This is a genomic window from Gottfriedia acidiceleris, assembly GCF_036421055.1.
Classification (GTDB): Bacteria; Bacillota; Bacilli; order Bacillales; family Bacillaceae_G; genus Gottfriedia; species Gottfriedia acidiceleris_C.
The window spans coordinates 123,252-146,830 of the sequence record NZ_JAZGQS010000001.1 but is presented as its reverse complement, the minus strand read 5'-3'; the positions used below and the strand labels follow the sequence as shown (position 1 = coordinate 146,830).

Here is a 23,579-nt window from a genome sequence, read left to right as displayed (position 1 = left end):
TCTAGATATCAAAAGAAAATATTTCTTTAAATCCTTTTTTTCCCTCATAAGTTATTTTTATTGCTCTTGTTTTTGGCATACGTTGAATCCAATTTAATTCAAAAAATCTTTCTAATAGAGCATTTCCCAATGCCCCTCCAAGGTGGTAACGTCTTTCACTCCAATCTAAACATTTATGTGAAAATGATCGACGCTTCTTCTTAATTTTTTCAAGATCAATTTGAAAATCAGTAAAGAATCTCTCACCTTTTTCCGTAACGATAAATCCTTGCTTTTCTTCGTTTATAACGCCTAAGTTCATTAAAGAATCAGTTAATAGTACCCCAAACTTACCTGCAGGATGATCATAACATGTTCTAGCATGTCGTATTGCTGTATTTTCTGAAGCTTGTTTTAATGACCTAATTTCGATTGGAGGAGCTATTGATAATAAATTCTCCAATATTTGAGCAACTTCCTGATTTTGAATACCGTAGTAACGATGTCTCCCTTGTTTTTCTACACTAATTAATTTCGCATCGACCATTTTTGCTAAATGGAAACTAGCCGTTTGTGGCTTTATTCCAGCCATAAATGCTAGTTCGCTAGCAGGATGAAATCTACCATCTAAAAGGACAGTTAATATTGCTGCACGTGAAGTTTCACTTACAAGAGTAGCAACCATCGCTACATTAGAATTTGCATTCATTTTCTTTCTCCTCCCATTATGTAATCCATATTTCGATGATAATTGAACTATTTATATTCTACAATAAATTTAGAAATTAAAAATAATTAGGAGGAATAAAATGAGTCATTTTACAAATACAAAGTTGATTAAACCTAAAATTCTATACTATGGAACACCTGTCATTTTACTAAATACGTTGAACGAAGATGGGACAGTTAATATTAGCCCTATGTCATCATCATGGGCTTTAGGAGATAGCATAATATTAGGCATTGGACTTGGCGGGAAAGCTATTGAAAATTTACAGCGTCATCCTGAATGTGTAATCAATGTACCTAGCCCATTATTATGGGAAAATGTTGAATTGTTAGCTCCTTACACGGGAAAAAATCCCGTTCCTAATTCTAAGAAAAATATAGGTTTTACATATGAAAAAGAAAAATACAATATCAGTAAATTAACCGCTACAGAATCACAAACCGTAAAACCTACACGAATTACAGAATGCCCAATTCAAATTGAGGCAATCGTAAAAAACATCCGAATACCTGAACATTCACCAGATTTTGCAATTGTTGAGACACATGTTATACATGTACATGCTCATAATGAAATCATCATTGATGAAAATCATATTGATCCAAATAAATGGAGTCCACTAATATACAATTTCCGTCATTATTTCGGTCTCGGAAATAATTTAGGCAAAACTTTTCGTTCGGAAGTTTAGTTTCTATTTAGCCAGTTTCAATAATGCTTAAAATATAAAAGTCAGATTCCAGTTTGTAAGGAATCTGACTTCATTGTTTTTATAAAATTTAACTCCTTTTTTCAACTTCCGTATTGATTTAATTTACAAAAGATTATTAGTTGTACATGCCTAGGAAAAGAACTCACATTTTTAAAGCATCAACATATTGTTTAGCTTCTAATAATGAAAGGCCTAAAACACTTCTAACCTCTCTAATTGCTTGAATTTCTTTTCCTTCTTGTAAAAGTTTACATAAATCATTATTAATTGGATGTTCTGGGACTTCTACTACTTTTGCAATCTGATCTAAAGTAACCTTTCTATTTTTCATTCGATTCTCTAGTTTGTTAAGTTTATCAATAACCGTTGTAAAAAGTACAAAAACTATTACTAACACTAATCCAAGAAACGTATATTCCACCCTAATCACCTTATCTATTCTATTTATATATTAGTTAGCATTATTGAATATCATTAAATATTTTTTCAAAAAGTTCTAATGAAATAGTGAACTTGGTTGTTTTTTCATTCTTCCAGAAGTGATAAATTCTACTTGATTCCTTTTCTTCTCAACTTCCAGTAATGCATTCTCCCCTTTATCGCTTACAGAGACAAATTGATTACCATTTTTCTTTTCTTTTTGTTTGTATTCGAAAATTAAAATTTAGTTAATTCATATTTAACCCGGTTCCTTTATGAATAAATTAATTTTACCATATTTTGGTAACAACAAGGATTTTTAATGAATATTCCAGTTAAATGATTGATTTTGTATGTGTTAAAAACTATCCTGTTCGTAATAAGCAATTAAACCCTGGCCAATGAAACTAATGAGGGGTAATGTAACAAGTTTTAAACATAGTAAAGCCAATAATATATTTTTTGGGTTTGATTTTGGACATCGATGCAAAAATTATAATTAGAAATGAAGGACAAAACGGGATGCAAAACCAACTGGACCAATTCCACTTTTATCCAACCATCGCATACTAGATTTCTTTTTCTTACTTTTTTAAATAAATCTGTCCAACCACTTTATTATATGTTTATACATTTAACGGTATATAAGGGAGGATATTATGGATTGAAAATCTAAGGAAAAGCTTTAATAAGGTTACTGGCAATTAATGATTTTGACAGTATGACCATTAAATCATTGGGAAAAAACAGGCCTAGTAGAGGAACCATTTATTTTTAATAAAAAGAAATTCCATCATTTATTAATGTGACATCACCTTTTAAAAAACAAAAAATCCGCACAATTTATTGTAGCGGATTTTTTGTTTAGCTATCGTAGAGGGCTTTAGGTCCCATCTTGAAAAAATGACGATTTTTAATTAATTAGATTGCAGAAGTATTTTTCGTTAATGCTGGCTTTAAATGTAAGATTAGTCCTTCATTTTCAGCAGCAGTTCCAATTGTAATTCGAATTCCATTAGGGAATGCACGGATAATGTACCCTTTTGATTCTAGATCTTTAAAGATTTCTTGGCTATTTTCAAGTGGTACAAAAATGAAGTTAGCTTGTGATGGATAGTATTCAATTCCATAACTATCGAAAAACTCTTCATATTGTTCCATGCCTTTTTTATTTTCTTCAACACAGTTTTTAATAAAGACTTGGTCTTCAAGTGCTGCAATTGCGGCTACTTGAGATAGCATTGAAGTATTGAATGGAAGTCTAGCAATATTTAATTCTTGAATTAATTTGCTATTTGCGATACCATAACCAATTCTAAATGATGCTAGGCCGTAAGCTTTAGAAAATGTTCTTAATACAATTAGATTTTCAAATTTATTTAATAATGAGATTGTATCAGGGAAGTCTGATGCAGATACATATTCAACGTAAGCTTCGTCAACAACTACAAAAGTAGAACTTGGTACTTTTTCTAAAAACTCAACTAATTTGCGGCTACCAATATATGTACCTGTTGGGTTATTTGGATTACAAATCCAAACAATTTTAGTATTCGCATCTACTTGTTCTAGCATAGCATCTAAATCATGTACACCTTTAACTAAAGGAACAGCTCTAACTTCAGCTCCTTCAATAACTGCGTGATGTGCATATTGTGAAAAAGTTTGAGATGCTTGTATAACATTATGTTCTTTCGTTAGAAGCGCTCGACTAATCATTTGAATAACTTCGTCAGCACCACTACCGAATATTAATTGATCTGGCTGTATATTTAAGAAATTTGCTAGTTTCTTACTAATTTCTTCTGTTGCTCCATCTGGATAAATTGCAAACTTACTTACTACATTACGTAGTTCTTCAAAAACTTTAGGAGAACATCCGAATGGATTTTCATTTGATGCAAGTTTTACTACTTTGTCTAGACCATATTCACGCATGACTACTTCACTTGGTTTACCTGGTGTATATGCTTGAAGAGTCAAAATTTGTGGTTTCACGTACATGCTTATTTCTCCTTTTATTCAAAGTTTTGTATAATGTTGTCAGTTTATCATATTATTAAGCTGTTAATCTAGTACTATTTTCAAGAATATTGCAAATTATCTAGTTCCATATTGCATGCGGTATGTTGAAAATAGCTTGTTTCAAATTCAAACAAAAAGTAGAATCAAAAGACTCTACTTTTCAATCCAGCTACCCATATAAGCCGGATCTTCATATTGATGTGCTTCTTTTACTACGTAAAGTGGTCTAAATGTATCAATCATAACTGCTAGCTCTAATGTTTCTTTCTTTCCAATACTACCTTCCGTTTTACCTGGATGTGGTCCATGCGGAATACCTGATGGATGTAATGTAATAGACTCTTGTTCGATTCCTTTTCTACTCATAAAGTTTCCTTCAACATAGTAAAGGACTTCATCACTGTTTACATTACTGTGTACATAAGGTGCAGGAATTGCTTCAGGATGATAATCATACATCCTTGGAACAAATGAGCACACTACAAAATTATGTCCTTCGAATGTTTGATGTACTGGTGGTGGCTGATGAATTCTTCCTGTAATCGGTTCGAAATCTTCAATATTAAATGCCCATGGATATAAATACCCATCCCATCCTACGACATCAAATGGATGATGTGTTAAGACATGTTTATAAAGGTTTCCTCTTGCTCTAGTTAGAACAGTAAATTCACCTTTTTCATCATATGTCTCTAAGGTTTCTGGTCCTCTAAAATCACGTTCGCAAAATGGACTATGCTCAAGCATTTGGCCATATTCATTGCGATAACGTCTTGGCGTTGTTAATTGGCTATTTGATTCAACAATTAAAAACTTCGTATCATCATTTGGAACTACTTTGTAAATTGTTCCAATCGGGATCATGATATAATCCCCTTTTCGGTAAGTAATTGTTCCAAACATTGTTTGGATTTTACCTGAACCGTAATGGACGAAGAACATTTCATCTCCTTCACCATTTCGATAAAAATGCTTGCTTTCTTCCGTTACGTTTGCAACTGCAATTAACAAATCAGAGTTACCTAAAACGTATACTCTTCCTTCTAAAGCATCACCTGTACGCTCTAAATTGTTTGTACGAATATGGCGGTGTTGCAGGGATGTCTGTTCTTCAAATTCGATTTGAAGTGATTTATAAAATGATGTTTCACTAACTGATGTAGGCATATGGGTATGATATAAAATAGATTGAGTACCTGAAAATCCTTTTGTACCCATTACCTGCTCTCTGTATAATGATCCATCTTCTTTACGAAATTGAATATGTCTTTTCTTTGGAATCTTACCTAGACTACGATAATACACACGCTTCCCCTCACTTTCTTACAGTATTTCGTAATGTACCTAAACCTGTAATGCTTAACTCAACGACGTCTCCGTCTTCTAACCAACGATGTTTTTCTTCACCAAGTTCTAGAATACAACCTGTTCCAACAGTACCGGAGCCAATCACATCTCCTGGATATAGTGTTACATTTTTTGAAGCATGAGAAATTAATTCTGGAACGGAATAATAAATCGAAGAAAAGTTCCCACTAGAAATGACTTTTCCATTAACTGCAGCTGTCATCTTCAAATCATAGCTTTTACCAGTTCTAAATTTCTCAATTTCATCTTTTGTTACAATGCAAGGTCCTAAAGAAGTAGCAAAATCCTTACCTTTAGATGGACCTAAGCCAACTTTAACTTCATGTGCTTGGATATCTCTAGCACTCCAGTCATTCAAAATTGTATAGCCAAGTATATAATCATCGGCTTCTTCAACTGAGAGATCTTTACCTTCTTTACCGATAATACATGCGATTTCTAATTCAAAATCCATCTTTTTACAATTAGTTGGAATGCTGACATGATCTTCAGGTCCAATAACCGCTCGATGATTCGTAAAATAAAAAACTGGTACATCATACCACTCAGGTATCATCTCTAGACCTCTTCTGCCGCGTGCAGTTTTCACATGCTCCTCAAAGGCATAAAAGTCACGTATACTTTGTGGTTTTGGTAATGGTGCTCGCAATTGAACGGAAGAAAGTGGAATTCTTTCTCCTGTTATTTCTGCTATTTCATTTTTATATGAATCATATTTTTCTAGAATTGTTAGTAAATCCGCTGGAATTCGACCATTACTAGCTTTATTAAGATCGATTACTTGATCTTCAACTAATAATCCTGCACGCTCATTACCATCATATTGAAATGTTATAAATTTCATACCCTCACCTTTTTCTTTCAATTGCAAAAGTATCAGAAATAGCACGAGTGTAAGAATGGCCAGCAAGGCGACCAACTGGATTAAGCTTTTCAGTATTGATTTTGCCATCTGCATATAAATCATCATTTATATGAACATTAACGACTTTACCGATTACTAAACTTCCAGCACCTTTGTTCTCACCAAAATGTAGTAGGTCATGAAGCTCACATTCTAGTCCTACTAAACTTTCTTTTACTCGAGGAACTTGCACAGTTGTCCCATCCACTTTTGTAAGACCAACTTGTTCAAACTCATCTACTCCATACGGAAAATCTGCAGCAGCATTATTAACTTGTTCGCAAATTTCTTCGCTTACAATATTAATAATAAATCGTTTCGTCTGTTCAATATTTTTTAATGTGTCTTTTTTCTCGCCGTCTGTACCTCTAATCATTGGTGCAAAGCACACTAACATCGGGTCAGCACAAATCGCTGTAAAGAAACTAAAAGGTGCAACATTCGCTACACCTTCTGAGTTTACAGTTGAAACAAAAGCAATCGGACGAGGCAACACTGAACCAATTAACAGCTTATAAGCATCTTGCCATGGTAAAGTATTCGGTCTAATTTCCATTGTTACAACTCCTTATAGATTTCCTCGAAGTTCTTGCTCACGCTCGATTGATTCGAATAGTGCTTTAAAGTTACCATCACCGAATCCTCTAGCACCTTTACGTTGAATAATTTCAATAAATAAAGTTGGACGGTCAACGATTGGACGAGTGAAGATTTGTAATAAATACCCTTCATCATCACGGTCAACTAAAATCTTTAATTCTCTTAATTTCTCAATATCTTCATCAATTTTTCCAACGCGCTCTGTTAACATATCATAGTACGTATCTGGTGTTTTTAAGAATTCTACACCTAATGCTCTAAGCTTAGTAACTGTATCAACAATATCTTCAGTTAATAATGCAATATGTTGTACACCTGGTCCATTGTTATAGTCTAAGTACTCTTGAATTTGTGATTTCTTTTTACCTTCAGCTGGTTCATTGATTGGGAATTTAATTCTGCTTCCATTTGTCATAACTTTTGACATTAATGCAGAATACTCAGTACTAATATCGTCATCATCAAAATGAATCATTGATTGGAATCCCATTACATTTTCATAATAAGAAACCCATTCTTCCATTCTTTCAACGTTACCAACTACATGGTCTAATGCAATTAATCCTGTTTCATTTACTGGAATTGTGAAAGCACGATCTTTATATCCTGGTAAGAAAGGACCATTATAATCGCCTTTTTCGATTAATGTGTGAATTGTATCACCATATGTTCCGATTACAGCTTTTTTAACTGTACCATATTCATCGCTAACTTCAGTTGGAGGTAAAATTTTAATTGCTCCACGACTTACTGCACCTTGATATGCTGTCTCAAGATCATCAACTAATAAAGCGATATCTTTAACACCATCGCCATGCTTTTTAATAAAATCAGCAATTTTAGAATCTTCTTTTAAAGTTCCAGTAATAACTAGACGAATTGTACCATTTTTTAATACGTAAGAAACTTTATCACGTACTTTTGTTTCTAAACCAGAGTATGCTACTGGTGTAAATCCAAAAGTGTTTGCAAAGAAATAAGCTGTTTGTTTCGCGTTCCCCACATATAGTTCTAAATGATGTACATCTTGTACTGGAAAAACATCATAGCTAGTATTTGTTTGTTTTAATTCATCTTGTTTCATTTTAATTTCCCCCTATAAATTACGATTTTTGTAAAGAAAAGAAAAAAACTATGTAAGAGCGTTAAGTAAACGCTTACAAAACAAATAAACCGCATAAAAAAAATTCTTAACAAGGATGACAATTCGCCAAGAATACCATTTAGTAATATTTTGGAAACTCCCTAACGAACACACAACCTTTACTACTATATTAATGTAATGATCGTTTTATGAATCGATTTTACATTTATATAGTAGTCTCTAAATAAATATTTCTACACTTCATTTTAAATTCCTTCAAAAAATTTTCAATTAAATAAATTTTTTGTCGTTTCTTAATTTTATAACAATAATATTAACTCGTTTTGTTTTTCTTTATATGATTTGCACCCCATGTACATAGGAGATCCAAAATAGGTTTCATTGATTTACCGTATTCATTTAATTCGTATTCCACTTTAGGTGGAATTTGATCATAAGCAATACGATTAATTAGACCATCCGCTTCTAACTCTCTTAATTGCTGTGTCAACATTTTTTGAGTTATTTTAGGCATCAGTTTTCTAAGCTCATTCGTTCTTTTTTTACCAGTTTCTAAATGGCAAAGTATGATACACTTCCACTTACCGCCTATTACCTCAATTGCTGCTTCAATCGGCATATTATATTCTTTCATAGATCCTCCATCATTGCTAATTACTATTAAATTAAATTAACGTTATTTTACTCAACTATTTTAGTACAAATGAAAACTTCAAAATCACCAACTATTTTGGTTATTATAACTATTGTCCTATTAATGATTTTGCAGTCAACAGTAAAGGTTCATAAAATATAGCATACAAATAATTTATAGTTCAAATATTTATTAGTTATAAAATATCCAAACTTAGTTCTATAGACTCATATTACCCAAAAAGTTTTATAGGCACTTTTTAGTACGTACTTTATTTTAAGATCGTTATCATTCATAATTACAATCATAATTTATTCAAAAAGGGAGTGGAAACAATATGTTTATCATTCACGGTAGTTCTAGGGAGAACGGAAATACAGAGCAGCTAACAAGTATTATGACAAAAGGTGTTGCTAAGACGGAAGTGCAATTACGTCATAAAAATATTAAGGCGATTAACGACCAAAGGCACGAGCCAAATGGCTTCCAACCAATTAATGATGATTACGAAGAAATTATTAAAGAAATGCTCGAGCATGATACGATTATTTTTTCAACACCTTTATATTGGTATGGAATGAGTGGATACATGAAAAACTTTATTGATCGTTGGTCTCAAAGTCTTCGAAATAAAGATCTACAATTCGCTGAAAAAATGAAAAACAAAAAAATGTATGTCGTAATTGTTGGTGGAGATCAGCCAAAAATTAAAGCACTACCATTAATTTTACAATTTAAACATATTTTCGAATTTGTTGGAGCAACACTTGAAGGATATATTATTGGAACAGGAAATTCACCTGGAGCAATATTGGATGATCAATTAGCCATTCAACAAGCGAAATTGCTAAACACGACACTAAAAAATAAATAAGTACAACTAGAAGGAGCAAGACCTTGATTCCATTTTTACAACATAACCCAACTAAATTATGGTTTGGGAAAAATCAAATTGAACAATTAGCAAGTGAAGTAAACAAATACAATCGTATACTTGTCGTTTATGGTGGCGGCAGTATTAAAAAAAATGGCGTATATGATGAAGTAATGAATCAACTAAATGGAAAAACGATTTTTGAACTTTCTGGCGTTGAACCAAACCCGAGACTAACAACGGTGCAAAAAGGAATTCAAATCTGTAGAGATAACAAAATTGATTTTATTTTAGCAGTAGGTGGCGGCAGTGTAATTGATTGTGTTAAAGCAATCGCGATTGGCGTTCCATTCGAGGGAGATGTGTGGGATCTTATCACTAGAAAATCTATACCAACAAATGCAACTCCATTTGGTACTGTTTTAACTTTAGCTGCAACCGGATCAGAAATGAACTGCACATCAGTCATATCGAATATGGACGTGAATGAAAAAAGAGGATGGAGTAACCCACTCGTTTTCCCTAAATTTTCAATATTAGACCCTTCCTATACATTCTCGGTACCATTAGACCAAACAATCTATGGAATTGTCGACATTATGTCACATGCATTAGAACAATATTTCCACCGTGTTAGCAATACACCTATGATTGATCGCTTTATCGAAAGTTTATTAATTACTGTAATCGAAGCTGGTGGAAAGCTTGTTAAGGATTTAGAAAACTATGAATTACGTGAAACAATTATGTACGCAGGAACGACAGCCTTTAATGATACGTTATTAAACGGTACAGATGGCGGCGACTGGGCATCACATCAAATTGAACATGCAGTATCTGCCATTTACGATATTCCACACGGCGGTGGATTAGCAATAATATTCCCTAACTGGTTAAGTCACTGTTTAGACTATGATCCAAGCAGAATTAAAATGCTAGCAACAAATGTTTTTGGAATTTCTGAAGAAGGAAAAACAACAAAGCAAGTTGCAGAAGAAGGGATCCAAGCACTAAGAAAATTTTGGAATTCGATCGGCGCACCAAACCGTTTAGCAGATTATCAAATTGACGACTCACGTTTAGACGAACTAGTAGAAAAATCCTTCGTAAAACCAGTAGTTGGTGGTTACAAAATTTTAGATAAGGAAAGTGCGAGAGATATTTTAGTACGCTCTCTTTAATGATGGAAAGAACCTTGCATTAAGCGAGGTTCTTTTTTATGTAAGTGTGAATAGTTCTGAACTATTACCCTTTTGTATCAAAATAATGAGTTTTTTGATTAATATCTGCTGTTTTTTATTTTTCGTGGGTTAATTGTTGGCTTATTTGCAGTTATATTGGTTTTATTTGTAGTTTTGCTTATTTTTTTTTTTAGTTTCATCGATTTTAATTGCGGTTTCACAGACTTTTTTTTGTACCTATCCTTAATATTATCATAGAAAATCTATCTGTTGCTTACATAAATTTACTAACATATTTTCTAATTAAAACAAAAAAAGAACCTATTAAAGGTTCTAATCTAAAATTGCATTTCTACCCAATTAAGTTCATTAATATGATGATCTACAACGTTACAACACATATTCGGATTAATCGTGTCGACATGTGAAATTGTAATTGAAGACATTGAAACCGAATATTTAACTGTATCAACAATGGTCATATTATTCATATAGCCGTATCCGATCCCAGCAACTAAAGCATCTCCCGCTCCTGTTACATTAACGACAGAAACGCCATCGGCTTGGATAATACCTTCTTCTATTCCATCATTATAATAAATTCCTTCTGCATCTAAACTAATAAAAACTTTTTTAACACCTAATTCTCTAAAATATCTGCCGGCTTTTCGTATATCTTCAACAGAAGTAATTTCAAATCCACATAATACTTCAGCTTCATGTCGATTTGGTTTAATCGTATGAAAATATTGAATATAATCTTTTATTTTTGAAGCTTTTGAAGCAGAAACAGGATCTAAAATAAATTTTGTTTCATTATGAAAATTTGTTAATAAATAAGCTAAAATACTTGGATTATCTGCGTCAACCACCATATATTCAGCATTTCGAATAACTTCTGCTTTGGAGTCTATAAATTCTTTTGTAAAATTATTTGTGATATCTAAATCTACTACCGCAGAGACCATTTCCCCGCTTTCATTTAAAATGGCTAAATAGGTTGGAGTAGATTCTCCTTTAATAATTAACGTGTCTTCCATATCTATGTTCAAATTTTTTGCGTGATTTAACATATTGATTCCATTGATATCATCACCAATGACTGAAATAAACTTTGTATTTAAATTGATCTTTGCCATATTTTCTGCAATATTACGGCAAACACCACCAAACGATACTTTTACACTGCCTGGATTTGAATCATATGGACGATAATTTTTTTTCGTAAATCCGATAATATCACATATAGAAACACCAAATACTAATATATATGGATTAGAAGGAATTGTCATTTTGTCAGTCCTTTCACTTTAAACTGAAAGAAAAATAAATTGTTTTGATTCATTAATTATACCAGTATAATATATTTTTTATAAAGTATTTTTTATAACTTATTTTCATAATTAATTTCTTTATTATTATTGACTAAAATTATTTTTAAGTATAATATTTATTCTTACGTTTAAAAAATATTTTTTACGTGGTTCGAAAACCTCCCACGAAAAAAAACTAAGGAGAAACAAAATGAAGTTAAAAACAATTACTGTTAATGGAGTTTTTGCTGCACTTTATATTGCAGTAACGTACTTTATTCAACCATTCGGGTTTACGAATGTACAGTTTCGTGTATCCGAAATATTTAACCACTTAGTCGTATTTAATAAAAAGTACATATATGGAGTAGTTTTAGGAGTTATATTAGCTAATTTTTTCTTTTCTCCAATAATGGCATATGATTTAGTCTTTGGTGTTGGCCAATCGATTATTTCCTTATTAATTACAATTGGAACATCAAAATTTATAAAAGGTATTATACCGAGAATGATTGTTAATACAGTTGTCTTTACGATTACTATGTTCTTAATCGCTATCGAATTAAAACTAGCATTTCATTTACCTTTCCCAATGACTTATTTAACTACAGCCATTGGTGAATTTGTAGTAATGTGTGTAGGTATACCGATTATGTACTATTTAAATAAACGAGTAAAATTCGAACATCTTATTTAAGTAAAAAAGAGTTGTTTCTCTATATGGAAACAACTCCTTTTATTATATGTATTATTTGTCTTCTCTTAATAAATAATCATTACCATCTTGATCGTAAAAATTAAACATAGAACCATATGGCATTTTCATCAGTTCATCAACTTTTACGCCATTTTGTTTCATTTTTTCATATGCAGCCTCAATATCCGTTGTACTAAAAAGTACAGATGGATGAGCTATCTTTTCAGGTTTAAACTGTTCCATTGAAGGTTTAGAGTAAAGAACTAAAGTAGTAAACTCACTTTCACTTGGACCTACTTCAATCCATTTAGCATCTGGTCCCATTGGCATTTCTATTTTTAGAACAAACCCCATTTTATTAATCCAGAAATCTTTTGCTTGCTCTTGATCTTCTACATAAACAGTAACTTTACCGATTTTATTAATCATATAAAACTCTCTCCTACTGGTTAATTTTACTACCTATCTATTTTAGCAAACCCAAATTTGTAAAACAAACCGATTAAGTAAGAATTTTCACTTTATGTATCTGTCTTTTTTCCTGCATTTTTATCAAACAATACCATATACTTTTTTGAAAGCAGTACAAAGTAAGGGGGAAGTAATCTTGCCTAATAATGTAATTTGGAACGATGTTGATGAGTATTTTGTAGAAAAACTAATTCCAAACGATACAATCTTAGAAAATGTATTACTTGCAAATTATCAAGCCGGTCTACCTAGTATTGACGTGTCTCCTACTCAAGGTAAATTACTTTATCTATTGGCAAAAATTAAAGGTGCTAAAAATATATTAGAAATCGGTACTCTAGGTGGATATAGTAGTATTTGGTTAGCTCGTGCTCTTCCTGATGATGGAAAATTAACAACTTTAGAAATTAGCCCTGAGCATGCAAAAGTTGCCAAACAAAATATCAAAGAAGCAAAATTGCAAGATAAAGTGGAAATTATTATAGGTAAAGCGCTAGATACATTGCCAACTTTAAAAGACTCAAAGCCTTTATTTGATTTCATATTTATTGATGCCGATAAACCAAATAATCCTCACTATTTAAAATGGGCATTACAATTAGCAAACTCTGGCGCATTAATTATTGTGGATAATGTCGTTCGAAACGGAGAAGTAATTTATGAAACGAGTCACGATGAAAGTGTCAAAGGTGTCCGTCAATTAATGGATCTAATTACTACAGACTCACGAATTGACACTACCGCTATTCAAACTGTTGGATTAAAAGGATATGATGGTTTTGTGATTGGTATTGTTAAGTGATCCAAAAAATCAACTTTTTTGTTTTAGGCTTATTTAGCTACTGGGATGATATTTCATGCCCTGGTCCGTTCTAAACTAAATTGAATAAGGTTCTAAATAAGCAAAAAAGAAGTATGAACAAACTAAGAACGTCCATACTTCTTTATTATTTATTCGTAAAATTGTAGCTTAAGGTCATATATTAGTTCATCAACTACTTCATTAGCTCGTAAACCTGCAAGCGCATCTAGCGACTATGGAAGTCTCTAAAACAACCGTAGAAACATGTTTGAAATCAACGATATAGGAGATTTTCACTTCCCCTTTTTCATTATTTCTTCACAACAGGAATCCACATTTCTCCAAATACTAAGCCGTTTCGATTTCCCATAATAACCGCTGCGTTTGGCCCACCAACATAGGCAAAATCTTTTACTTCTGGTAATACTTGGCCAAAGGCGATGCCAGTAAGATTATTACACAATTCATCTGCAGAATTCCCTTCTCCTTCTACCACTAAGTATTCTCCTTTAGGGAATTGAATATCTCTGGATTCCTCAGCAACTGTTGCCTCAGTCATGACTCCAGCATAATGCATCATCTTGTTATTCACAGCTTCGTTCACAGAAAAAATATAGTCATTTTTAGCTATGGCTTTTAAAGCATCCAATCTACCATCTTCTTTAATAGTCCCCCAGAAGTTTTCCTTTTCTTTGTTTATCCCTACATAATCTGTATAATCGCTTTTAAGTTCAATTCCAATACCTAAAACTCTAAAACTGTCTTTTTCTTCTAATTTATAATTTGTCATATTCAAAACCTTCCTTTTCTAAATTTATCAAGCAATTTATTTCATCAGCTGATATGTTTATAATAAACTTAAATCATGTCAAAAAATGATACTGTTTAGGAGATACCGATGAAAAAAGTTGAACGCATTAATATCATCATGCGATATATAAACAATCGTGCTAAATTTACAATTTCAGAAATCATGCAAGAATTTAACATCTCTCGTTCAACTGCTTTAAGAGATATCAAAGAAATTGAAGCGATGGGGATGCCTCTTGTCGCCGAAGTTGGAAGAGATGGGGGTTATTTTGTTCTGAACAACTCTGTCCTCCCAACTGTTCGCTTTACAGATAATGAAATAAAGGCACTATTTATTGCATTTATGGCAACAAGAAATAAACAACTCCCTTACCTAAAGAGTCGTCAATCTTTAACTGAAAAATTACTTGGTCTAATCTCAGAAAACCAACAAGATGAACTTGTCCATTTAAATCAAATATTACTCTTTGAAGGGACAAATCCGAAAAATCCTGACTTACTTGATCTATCAGACTTACCTCATCCAATGTTAGAAAAACTCATCCAAGTCCTTCTAATGGATACTTGTTTATTAATTACCATCAAAGAAGAGTGTGAATCCATTTCTTATCCTATCTATCTTTTGCACTTATATCATGACAAAGGTTATTGGCTAATTGAAGGTTTTGACTTGGTGGATGAAAAGAAAAAAATTTTCCCTGTTGATAATCTTATTGATGTCATACCACACCATACAAAAAAAAGATTAAGTAAAAAAAGAATTCTAGAAAAACTAAGTAAGCAAGAAGATGAAATGAATCTTATCGTTGAACTTGGTCCAATGGCAATTGCACAGTTTAAAAAGTACCATCCATTAAAAGTCTCAATTTCCTATACAAATCCTTACCAATCCACAGCCATTCTAAGAACTTATATAAATGTTAAAAGTTCTGACGAATTAACCGAGTTTACAAATTGGCTACTGTATTTAGGTGAAGATATCAAGATAAGGAAAATTCCTGAACAAGTTTTTATAAGTTTTCAAAAAAGAATAAATTTATTTTGCCCATAAGCAGTATGAATAAATATTAAAAACAGATAAACCTCAACTAAAATTTATAAAAGAACCGACTCAAAATGCATAGATCAGCCCCCCATCAATTAGTTGAATTTAGCATATTAAAAACGTGCTGTTTCCCTAAATTCAGTTAACCTGATTAATGGGGTAACAGCACTTTAAAATTCAGATATTACATAACACGCTTAAACATTTTCTCTAACTCATATGAACTAAAATGAATAACAATTGGTCGACCGTGAGGACATGTAAATGGATTGCTTGATTTTCTCAACGATTCTAATAGATTAAAAATTTCATCGTTTGTTATATATTGATTTGCTTTTATCGATGCTTTACAGCTCATCATGATGGCTTTTTCTTCACGCAGTTTTTTTATATTAATTGTTCCGCGTTTTAATAGTTCTTGAATCATTTCATCAATTAATGTATCCTCTTGCCCTTCTGGAAACCAACTTGGATGTTCACGAATGACATAACTATTCGATCCGAACTTCTCGATAAATAGCCCGACTTCTTGGAGTTCATCTTGGTATTGGTCTAGCAAAATAGCTTGCTCCGGTGAAACATCAAAAGTAATTGGAATTAATAACGTCTGTAGTTCCGATGCAACTTCACCTATTTTTTCCTTAAAATATTCATAGTAAACACGTTCCTGTGCGGCATGTTGGTCAATTAAGTACAATCCTTTTTCATTCTGAGCAATAATATAAGTTCCATGCATTTGACCGATTGGGTATAAAGGAGGAAGTTGGTCTATATTTTGCTCATCATATACTTCTTCGTTCACAATGACTGTTTCTTCTATATTTGATTGGTCGTCCTCATTTACTAAATTTGAATAACCTGCGTCTTTATTAGATTCATGTTTTTCAAAATAAAGACTCTCATAATCGGTTGGAATTGATGTGTTATTTTGAGTAGAATCATTGAATTCAATAGAACTTTCTACACTAATTGTTTCATTAGTTTCTTCTGAATAATTCGAATTATAACGTTCTTGAAGCGAGAAAGGTAATTTCTTTTCTACATCTTCTTTTATAGAAGAATGTTCAAACGAAAATGTAGATTGTTCACTAAATACTTTTTCCTTTGGAGCTGTTCGGGTTATTTCAGGAATAAGAGAACGACCTCTAAAAACTTTTTTTATACTTTCAGTAATTAATGTAAATAATTGATCCTCTTTACTAAAACGAACTTCTTGTTTAGTTGGATGAACATTTACATCGACTAATTGAGGGTCCATTTTAATAAATAACGAAACGATTGGAAAACGGCCAATTGGTAGCAAAGTATGATAGCCTTCGCTAATTGATTTGTTTACGCCATAGTGTTTTACATATCTTCCATTTACATATAGTGAAATATAATTTCTAGTTGCTCTGGTATATTCAGGCATTGATAAATAGCCTTCAATTTGAAAGTCTAATGACTCGCCTTTAAAATGAACCATATTTTTAGCAATTTGAAGCCCGTATAATGATGCAAGAATTTGTCTTGCATCGCCAATTCCATTACTACGGAACATTAATTTATCATTATGTTTTAAATCAAAAGCGATTTGTGGATTTGCTAATGCTAAACGATAGACAACGTCTGTCACATTACTTAATTCTGTTTGGACTGTTCTCATGTATTTTAATCTAGCTGGTGTATTAAAAAATAAATTTGAAACTTCAATACTTGTCCCTTTAGATTTCGCAATTTCTTTTTGGGATTGCAATACGCCACCTTTTAAAATTGTTTCGATTCCAGGTCCGTCTTCAGTTGATGTTTTTACTGTAACATAACTAACAGATGCAATACTCGGTAATGCTTCACCTCGAAAGCCTAATGTACGTATTCGAAATAAGTCGTTTTCATCTTTTATTTTACTAGTTGCATGGCGCTCAAATGCAAGGATACTATCTTCCTTTGTCATCCCTTCACCATTATCACTTACAAAAATTCGTGAGAGTCCACCGTCGTTAATTTCAACTGTAATACGTGTACTAATTGCATCAATTGCATTCTCAAGTAATTCCTTAACGACTGATGCAGGACGTTCTACAACTTCTCCTGCTGCTATTTGATTGGCTAAAATCTCATCTAACTTCTGTATTTTCGACATTAGTGATCCTCCTCTCTAAATAAATGCTCTAATCATTAAAAAAAGGTATAGTACATTTAGCTATTATCATAATTTTAACTATTAATTAAAAAGAAAGGCCAATTGGCCTTCTTTTATTTTTTAACTTGCTTTTGAAGTTCATATAATAAATTAAATGCTTCCATAGGATTTAATTCTAGTATATTTATTCCTTTTAATTGATCAATGACTGGATGGTTTTTAACAACTTCTTTAACCACCGGTTGATGATCGTCAAATAAGCTTAACTGAGATTCAGCATCCTCTTTATCGTTTTTAAGAACAATTTCTTTTTTCGGTACTTGAATGGTTACAATCTCATTTTCTATATTTTCAATTTCCTCTTTAACATAGGAATGATTAGTTGATTCTAAATCATTTAATAATTCCTTTGCTCGAGTAATTACATCTTTCGGAAGATTTGCTAGCTCAGCAACGTGGATACCGTAGCTTTGATCCGCTGCACCTTCAAAGATTTTATGAAGGAATAATACTTTTCCATCTTGCTCTTTTGCTGCTACGTGAATATTTTTTAAAAACTTTAGTTGATTAGCCAGTACCGTCAATTCATGATAGTGAGTGGAAAAAAGCGTTTTTGCTCCGATATGATCATGTATATATTCGATCATCGCTTGTGCTAAAGCCATTCCATCATATGTTGATGTACCTCTACCAATTTCATCAAATAAAATTAAACTTTTTTCTGTTGCATTCGTAATTGCATAATTAGCTTCTAACATTTCGACCATAAATGTACTCTGTCCAGAAATCAAATCATCTGCAGCACCAATTCTAGTAAAAATTTGGTCAAAAATAGGTAATTTCGCATATTCAGCAGGTACATAGCATCCAATCTGAGCCAATATACTTATTAATGCAACTTGTTTCATATACGTACTTTTACCAGCCATATTAGGTCCTGTAATTAAAAATTGATGAGTATCAACATCTAAATTTGTATCATTAGGAATATATTCTGAACCTAGAAGTACCTTTTCAACTACCGGATGTCTACCGTTCTTCACGACATATTCTCTTTTCTCGGTGAATACTGGTCTTACGTATCCATTTTTTTCACTAACAACAGAAAAACTTTGTAAAACATCAATTTGGCTAATTACTTGTCCTAAAGTTTGAAGTCTAGATAAGTATTGTTTTACTTGTTCTCGAATTGAAATAAATAACTCATATTCCAATCCAATCATTTTTTCTTCCGCTTCAAGAATCATTGTTTCTTTTTCTTTTAGCTCTTCAGTTATAAAGCGTTCTGCATTTGCTAGCGTTTGTTTACGTTCGTAACGACCATCTGGTATTTGACTAATATTTGATCTAGTTACTTCGATAAAGTAGCCGAAGATTCGATTGTATCCAATTTTTAAGGACTTAATCCCCGTAATTTCTCTTTCTCTTTGTTCTAATTCCATCAGCCAATTTTTACCGTTCTTACTAACAAATCGATATTCATCTAATGTTTTATGGAAGCCATCTTTAATAATGTTTCCTTCTTTAATCGATAATGGCGCATCTTCAATAATTGCATTCTCTAAAAGCATTTGAAGCTCTTCACATGGATCGATTTGATGAATTAGTTCATCGATCGTTTCATGATGAATTGATTTTAAAGCATGAATAATTGAAGGTACTGTTTGAAGTGAACGTTTTAATTGTAATAAATCTCTTGCATTTACATTACCAAATGAGACTTTACCAGCTAAGCGCTCTAGGTCATATACATCTTTTAATAGTTCCTTCAGGTCTTCACGTATAAAATAGTTTTCCATTAGTAATTCCACAATCGTCAAACGTTGCTCGATTTGTTTAGTACTTACTAGTGGACGTTGGATCCATTTTTTTAGTAATCTTCCACCCATCGCTGTTTTCGTTTCATCTAATAACCAATTTAAAGAACCTTGCTTGTTTTTTGAACGTTGTGTTTCAACTAATTCAAGATTTCTCATCGAATACATGTCCATGTTTAAGAAATCATGTTGATGAATAACGACAATTTCTTGAAGATGAGAAAGCGTTCGTTTTTGCGTTCTCGATAAATAATTTAATAATCTTGCGGCAGTGGTTTTTAAACTAGTTTTATCAATTGATTTTACAACACTAGTAAACTCCTCTGATAATCGATCGTTCTCCTCGAATGAAACGGTAATTGAAAAACTTTTTTCTAATGTTTGAATCGCTTTAGATGAAAAATCTTCATTTACAACAACTTCTTTTGTACCAGTTGCTGCAATTTTTAAAACTGCTTCTTCAATTGAACCACTAAGTAGTAACGCATTGCCCTCACCAGTCGTCAAATCAATCCAAGCTAAAGCATATGAACTTGGTGTTACTTCTGATAACGTTGAGATATAATGATTTTGCTTTTCATCAATCGATCTCCCCTCCATTTGAGTCCCTGGAGTAATCAACTGAACAACCTCTCTTCGAACTACTCCTTTTGCAACCGTTGGATCTTCGACTTGTTCACAGATAGCTACTTTATATCCTTTTTCAACTAATTGTTCTATATATCCAGCAGCAGAATGGAATGGTACTCCACACATTGGAATACGTTCATCAGTTCCTCCTGCTCGTCCGGTTAAAGTTATTTCTAAAACTTGAGATGCCTTAATTGCATCCTCAAAAAACATTTCATAAAAATCACCAAGTCTAAAAAACAAAAATGCATCTTGGTAATTTTTCTTTATATTTAAATATTGCTCGATCATTGGCGTATAAGTTGCCATTTGTATCCTCTCCATCAAAAAACATTCTTCGCATATTATATCACATTTTGCGAAAAGGCTTAGAAAGTTCGAAAGTTAAGAAAAAGAAAACTTTCGATTGGTTTATGAATGGCAAAATAAAAAAGCTAGGAAGTATCACCTCCCTAGCCTAACTTACTCTTCTTCGCCCTCTAAAACAAAATCTGGATCTAAATCTTCAAACTCATCATCTACATCAAAGAAATCGTCATCGTCGTCGTGTATACCATGTGGTGCAACAAGTACGACTACTTTCGTTTCACCTACAACTTCAACTAATACTTCTTTCTCTACTGTTACAATAAATCGATTACCATTTGGAGAAATAATTGCATCTAAACAATTTGGATGTTTTAATGATCTAGCAATAACTTCACAATCTTCGCCAGTAAAATTTTCATCCCTGTGTCTTAATTTTACTACTTCATGATACTTAACAGCCTCTGGAACTACTTCTGTTTTCGTATTATCACCGTAGGAGTACCAAATATTAATATCATATTTACCGGATACTTCTACTCCATCTTTACATTTTTTTGCATCATATACATGGTTTATAACCCAGCAGCCTAAAATACTTGATGGAGTATGATTTGGTGTAATTGTATGTGTGACTTTGTTATATTTCTTGCCTCTTCCTACGACTGCCTTCGTTATAATCTCTCTATGTTCGCGTTCAGACATAGGTGTGACCCTCCTCGTTCCATTTTCATTTCATTCTATGCGTGACATATGCGGAATGTGTTAATGACATGAAAATTCTTTTATACAAGTTAAAAAAACATGTGATGATAAATTGTATGACGACAGCCTAATAAAGTTGACTCTAAATTGAAGAAATTAAAAAATAAACATGAAAAGTATGATATTTAGGCTATTTAGTAATTACTTTATTAGCTCTACATAAAAAAAAGACCCAAGCAGCAAAATTAATTGCTTCCTTGAGTCTTTTTTATTAATGGCTACAGCTATCTGTTTTGCAAGCATCAGGTCCATGTGCTACTTTTGAACCTGTCTCACCACTTAATAAGTTGCCACCTGTTGATTTAATGATTTCGTCTGTCACACCATTAGAGATCGTGTGAGCGATTAATTGAAGTAAATCGTTAACTTCTACTTGAGAAGATTGAAATTCTTGTACAACTGGAATTGTTTCTAATTTTTCATTTAATTCATCAAGCTCTTGTTCAACCTTTTTAAGTGCTTCTTTCTTACCCCAGTGCTCTAAATTAACTGCTTGTTTTTGTAATGACTTAATTTCTTCAATATAAGCTCTTACAGTTTCACTCTCGTTAATTTGTGCTTCAGCACGTTTAAAAAAGTCTACTTCTTCTGTTTCAGAAATCATTACTGCTAATTCTTTTGCACGTTCAACGATATCAGTTTTTGTATATTTTCCCATTATAGCACCTCTACTGTTTCTTCTACTAATTCTCCATCTAATGACCAAGTTTTTGCTTTTGTAACTTTTACTTTTACAATTTGACCAACGATTGATTTAGGACCTCTAAAGTTAACAAGTTTATTATAAGGAGTATACCCAGCAAGTACATCAGGGTTTTTCTTACTTTCTCCTTCTACTAATACTTCAAGTATTTGACCTTCAAAACGTTTATTAAATTCATTAGATTTTTCATTTACAAGTTTGTTAAGACGTTGTAATCTTTCCTTTTTCACACTCTCTGGTACATTATCTACCATTTTTGCAGCCGGTGTACCTTCACGTGGTGAATAAATAAATGTAAATGCTAAATCAAAACCAACTTCTTCATATAATGTCATCGTTTCTTCAAATTGCTCATCAGTTTCATTTGGGAATCCAACAATGATATCTGTTGTAAATGAAATATGTGGCATTGCTGTTTTTAATTTTCTTACAAGTTCTAGGTATTGTTCACGATCATATTTACGTGACATTAGTTTTAGAACTTCCGAGCTACCAGATTGAACTGGTAAATGAATATGTGGCATTAAATTGCCACCTTTTGCTAAAACTTCTATTAAATGATCATCAAAATCACGTGGATGACTTGTTGTAAAGCGAACACGTGGGATACCAATTTTACGGATTTCATCCATTAAATGACCTAATCCATATTTACCATCACCTAAGTCTTTACCATAAGCATTGACATTTTGACCTAATAAGGTAACTTCTTTATAGCCCAGTCTAGCTAATTCACGTACTTCATTGATGATATCCTCTGGTTGACGACTACGTTCTTTACCACGTGTGTAAGGAACAATACAGTACGTACAGAATTTATCACAGCCATACATAATATTAACCCAAGCTTTAATTTCTCCACGACGCACTTTTGGAAGGTTCTCGATTACATCCCCTTCTTTTGACCATACTTCAATAACCATTTCTTTACTAAACATCGCTTCTTGAATAATAAATGGTAATCTATGAATATTATGTGTACCAAATACCATATCTATAAATGAATGTTTTTGTAAAATTCGATTAACAACTGCTTCTTCTTGTGACATACAACCACAAATACCAATTAATAAATCTGGTCTTTGAAGTTTTAACGGTTTTAAGTGACCAATTTCACCAAACACTTTATTTTCAGCATTTTCTCGAATTGCACATGTGTTTAATAGAATAATATCAGCATCTTCAACTGATGTAGCTACTTCATAACCCATCGTCGTTAAAATCCCTGCCATAACTTCTGTGTCATGTTCATTCATTTGGCAGCCATAAGTACGGATTAAGAATTTCTTACCTGCACCTGAATTTCTCATTTCTTCAGGAATTTCGAAACCACGATCATACGTAACTTCTTCTTTACCTCGACGCTTTGCATCAGCTAAAGATGGAGCTTGGTAAACTTTTTCAAAATATTTACTATAATCTTTATCGTTTTTATCTTTTGAATTATTTATATTAGTGCCTTGAAGGCGTTGTTGTTCATTCATGAAACAATCTCCTTTCTTCTCGAGCGTCCACACATTACTTAAGTATATAACGTTATTCTACAATATACAATGTGCGTTACGC

At 32.4% G+C, this 23,579-nt stretch carries 22 protein-coding genes and 1 riboswitch; of the genes, 6 read left to right on the top strand and 16 right to left on the bottom strand.

Features of this window, described 5'->3' with window-relative positions; translation table 11 throughout:
• Position 1: 1 nt before the first annotated feature.
• Positions 2-688 carry a winged helix-turn-helix domain-containing protein gene (locus RAH41_RS00650; RefSeq protein WP_331219852.1) on the bottom strand — a complete coding sequence of 229 codons (687 nt, stop codon included), beginning with the start codon at positions 686-688 and terminating at the stop codon, positions 2-4.
• Between the two features lie 100 nt (positions 689-788).
• On the opposite strand from RAH41_RS00650, the gene RAH41_RS00645 reads away from it, so the two are divergent.
• Entirely contained in the window at positions 789-1,400 is a 612-nt protein-coding gene (locus RAH41_RS00645; RefSeq protein WP_331219851.1) for a flavin reductase family protein, read from the top strand.
• 163 nt (positions 1,401-1,563) lie between these two features.
• Here RAH41_RS00645 and RAH41_RS00640 read toward each other — a convergent pair whose 3' ends face one another.
• From RAH41_RS00640 to RAH41_RS00610, 7 genes are all read right to left on the bottom strand, one after another.
• Positions 1,564-1,842: a hypothetical protein gene (locus tag RAH41_RS00640; RefSeq protein WP_331219850.1), complete on the bottom strand. Its 279-nt coding sequence runs from the start codon at positions 1,840-1,842 to the stop codon at positions 1,564-1,566.
• 920 nt (positions 1,843-2,762) lie between these two features.
• Positions 2,763-3,845 carry a histidinol-phosphate transaminase gene (hisC, locus tag RAH41_RS00635; RefSeq protein WP_331219849.1) on the bottom strand — a complete coding sequence of 361 codons (1,083 nt, stop codon included), beginning with the start codon at positions 3,843-3,845 and terminating at the stop codon, positions 2,763-2,765.
• Between the two features lie 174 nt (positions 3,846-4,019).
• Positions 4,020-5,171 carry a homogentisate 1,2-dioxygenase gene (locus tag RAH41_RS00630; RefSeq protein WP_331219847.1) on the bottom strand — a complete coding sequence of 384 codons (1,152 nt, stop codon included), beginning with the start codon at positions 5,169-5,171 and terminating at the stop codon, positions 4,020-4,022.
• Positions 5,172-5,181: 10 nt separating this feature from the next.
• Positions 5,182-6,078: a fumarylacetoacetate hydrolase family protein gene (locus RAH41_RS00625; RefSeq protein ID WP_331219846.1), complete on the bottom strand. Its 897-nt coding sequence runs from the start codon at positions 6,076-6,078 to the stop codon at positions 5,182-5,184.
• Between the two features lie 4 nt (positions 6,079-6,082).
• Positions 6,083-6,694 (bottom strand): flavin reductase family protein, encoded by a 612-nt coding sequence (locus RAH41_RS00620; RefSeq protein ID WP_331219844.1) that lies wholly within the window; start codon positions 6,692-6,694, stop codon positions 6,083-6,085.
• Between the two features lie 12 nt (positions 6,695-6,706).
• Positions 6,707-7,822: a 4-hydroxyphenylpyruvate dioxygenase gene (gene hppD, locus RAH41_RS00615; RefSeq protein ID WP_331219842.1), complete on the bottom strand. Its 1,116-nt coding sequence runs from the start codon at positions 7,820-7,822 to the stop codon at positions 6,707-6,709.
• A 334-nt stretch (positions 7,823-8,156) separates the two neighbouring features.
• Entirely contained in the window at positions 8,157-8,477 is a 321-nt protein-coding gene (locus tag RAH41_RS00610) for a winged helix-turn-helix transcriptional regulator (RefSeq protein ID WP_331219840.1), read from the bottom strand.
• 337 nt (positions 8,478-8,814) lie between these two features.
• On the opposite strand from RAH41_RS00610, the gene RAH41_RS00605 reads away from it, so the two are divergent.
• Together RAH41_RS00605 and RAH41_RS00600 are read left to right on the top strand one after the other, a co-directional pair.
• A complete protein-coding gene (locus tag RAH41_RS00605; RefSeq protein ID WP_331219839.1) occupies positions 8,815-9,351 on the top strand; it encodes a flavodoxin family protein in 537 nt (178 codons plus the stop codon).
• A 23-nt stretch (positions 9,352-9,374) separates the two neighbouring features.
• Complete coding sequence (locus tag RAH41_RS00600) at positions 9,375-10,532, top strand: iron-containing alcohol dehydrogenase (protein ID WP_331219838.1); 1,158 nt, start codon at positions 9,375-9,377, stop codon at positions 10,530-10,532.
• Between the two features lie 338 nt (positions 10,533-10,870).
• On the opposite strand, the gene RAH41_RS00595 is transcribed toward RAH41_RS00600, so the two are convergent.
• A complete protein-coding gene (locus RAH41_RS00595; RefSeq protein ID WP_331219837.1) occupies positions 10,871-11,824 on the bottom strand; it encodes a carbohydrate kinase family protein in 954 nt (317 codons plus the stop codon).
• A gap of 182 nt (positions 11,825-12,006) precedes the next feature.
• Positions 12,007-12,051, top strand: a riboswitch (PreQ1 riboswitch).
• 5 nt (positions 12,052-12,056) lie between these two features.
• Between RAH41_RS00595 and RAH41_RS00590 the strand changes: the two genes are divergently transcribed.
• Positions 12,057-12,542, top strand: a complete 486-nt coding sequence (locus tag RAH41_RS00590) for a QueT transporter family protein (protein ID WP_331219836.1) — start codon at positions 12,057-12,059, stop codon at positions 12,540-12,542.
• A 51-nt stretch (positions 12,543-12,593) separates the two neighbouring features.
• Here RAH41_RS00590 and RAH41_RS00585 read toward each other — a convergent pair whose 3' ends face one another.
• Complete coding sequence (locus tag RAH41_RS00585) at positions 12,594-12,971, bottom strand: VOC family protein (protein ID WP_331219835.1); 378 nt, start codon at positions 12,969-12,971, stop codon at positions 12,594-12,596.
• 178 nt (positions 12,972-13,149) lie between these two features.
• Between RAH41_RS00585 and RAH41_RS00580 the strand changes: the two genes are divergently transcribed.
• The gene (locus RAH41_RS00580) at positions 13,150-13,815 is read left to right on the top strand and encodes an O-methyltransferase (RefSeq protein WP_331219834.1); all 666 of its coding nucleotides are present in this window, start codon (positions 13,150-13,152) and stop codon (positions 13,813-13,815) included.
• A 310-nt stretch (positions 13,816-14,125) separates the two neighbouring features.
• Here RAH41_RS00580 and RAH41_RS00575 read toward each other — a convergent pair whose 3' ends face one another.
• Positions 14,126-14,605 carry a GyrI-like domain-containing protein gene (locus RAH41_RS00575; protein ID WP_331219833.1) on the bottom strand — a complete coding sequence of 160 codons (480 nt, stop codon included), beginning with the start codon at positions 14,603-14,605 and terminating at the stop codon, positions 14,126-14,128.
• Between the two features lie 108 nt (positions 14,606-14,713).
• Here RAH41_RS00575 and RAH41_RS00570 point away from each other — a divergent pair, with 108 nt between their 5' ends.
• Positions 14,714-15,676, top strand: a complete 963-nt coding sequence (locus RAH41_RS00570) for a helix-turn-helix transcriptional regulator (protein WP_331219830.1) — start codon at positions 14,714-14,716, stop codon at positions 15,674-15,676.
• A 178-nt stretch (positions 15,677-15,854) separates the two neighbouring features.
• Here RAH41_RS00570 and mutL read toward each other — a convergent pair whose 3' ends face one another.
• From mutL to miaB, 5 genes are all read right to left on the bottom strand, one after another.
• On the bottom strand, positions 15,855-17,792 hold the full coding sequence (mutL, locus tag RAH41_RS00565; RefSeq protein ID WP_331219829.1) for a DNA mismatch repair endonuclease MutL: 1,938 nt from the start codon (positions 17,790-17,792) through the stop codon (positions 15,855-15,857).
• Between the two features lie 113 nt (positions 17,793-17,905).
• On the bottom strand, positions 17,906-20,548 hold the full coding sequence (mutS, locus tag RAH41_RS00560) for a DNA mismatch repair protein MutS (protein WP_331219826.1): 2,643 nt from the start codon (positions 20,546-20,548) through the stop codon (positions 17,906-17,908).
• A gap of 153 nt (positions 20,549-20,701) precedes the next feature.
• On the bottom strand, positions 20,702-21,250 hold the full coding sequence (gene cotE / locus RAH41_RS00555; RefSeq protein ID WP_331219825.1) for an outer spore coat protein CotE: 549 nt from the start codon (positions 21,248-21,250) through the stop codon (positions 20,702-20,704).
• Between the two features lie 271 nt (positions 21,251-21,521).
• Positions 21,522-21,968, bottom strand: a complete 447-nt coding sequence (locus tag RAH41_RS00550) for a RicAFT regulatory complex protein RicA family protein (RefSeq protein ID WP_088012874.1) — start codon at positions 21,966-21,968, stop codon at positions 21,522-21,524.
• Positions 21,968-23,497: a tRNA (N6-isopentenyl adenosine(37)-C2)-methylthiotransferase MiaB gene (gene miaB, locus RAH41_RS00545; RefSeq protein WP_331219824.1), complete on the bottom strand. Its 1,530-nt coding sequence runs from the start codon at positions 23,495-23,497 to the stop codon at positions 21,968-21,970. Before miaB ends, RAH41_RS00550 begins: the two co-directional genes overlap by 1 nt.
• Positions 23,498-23,579 lie beyond the last annotated feature (82 nt).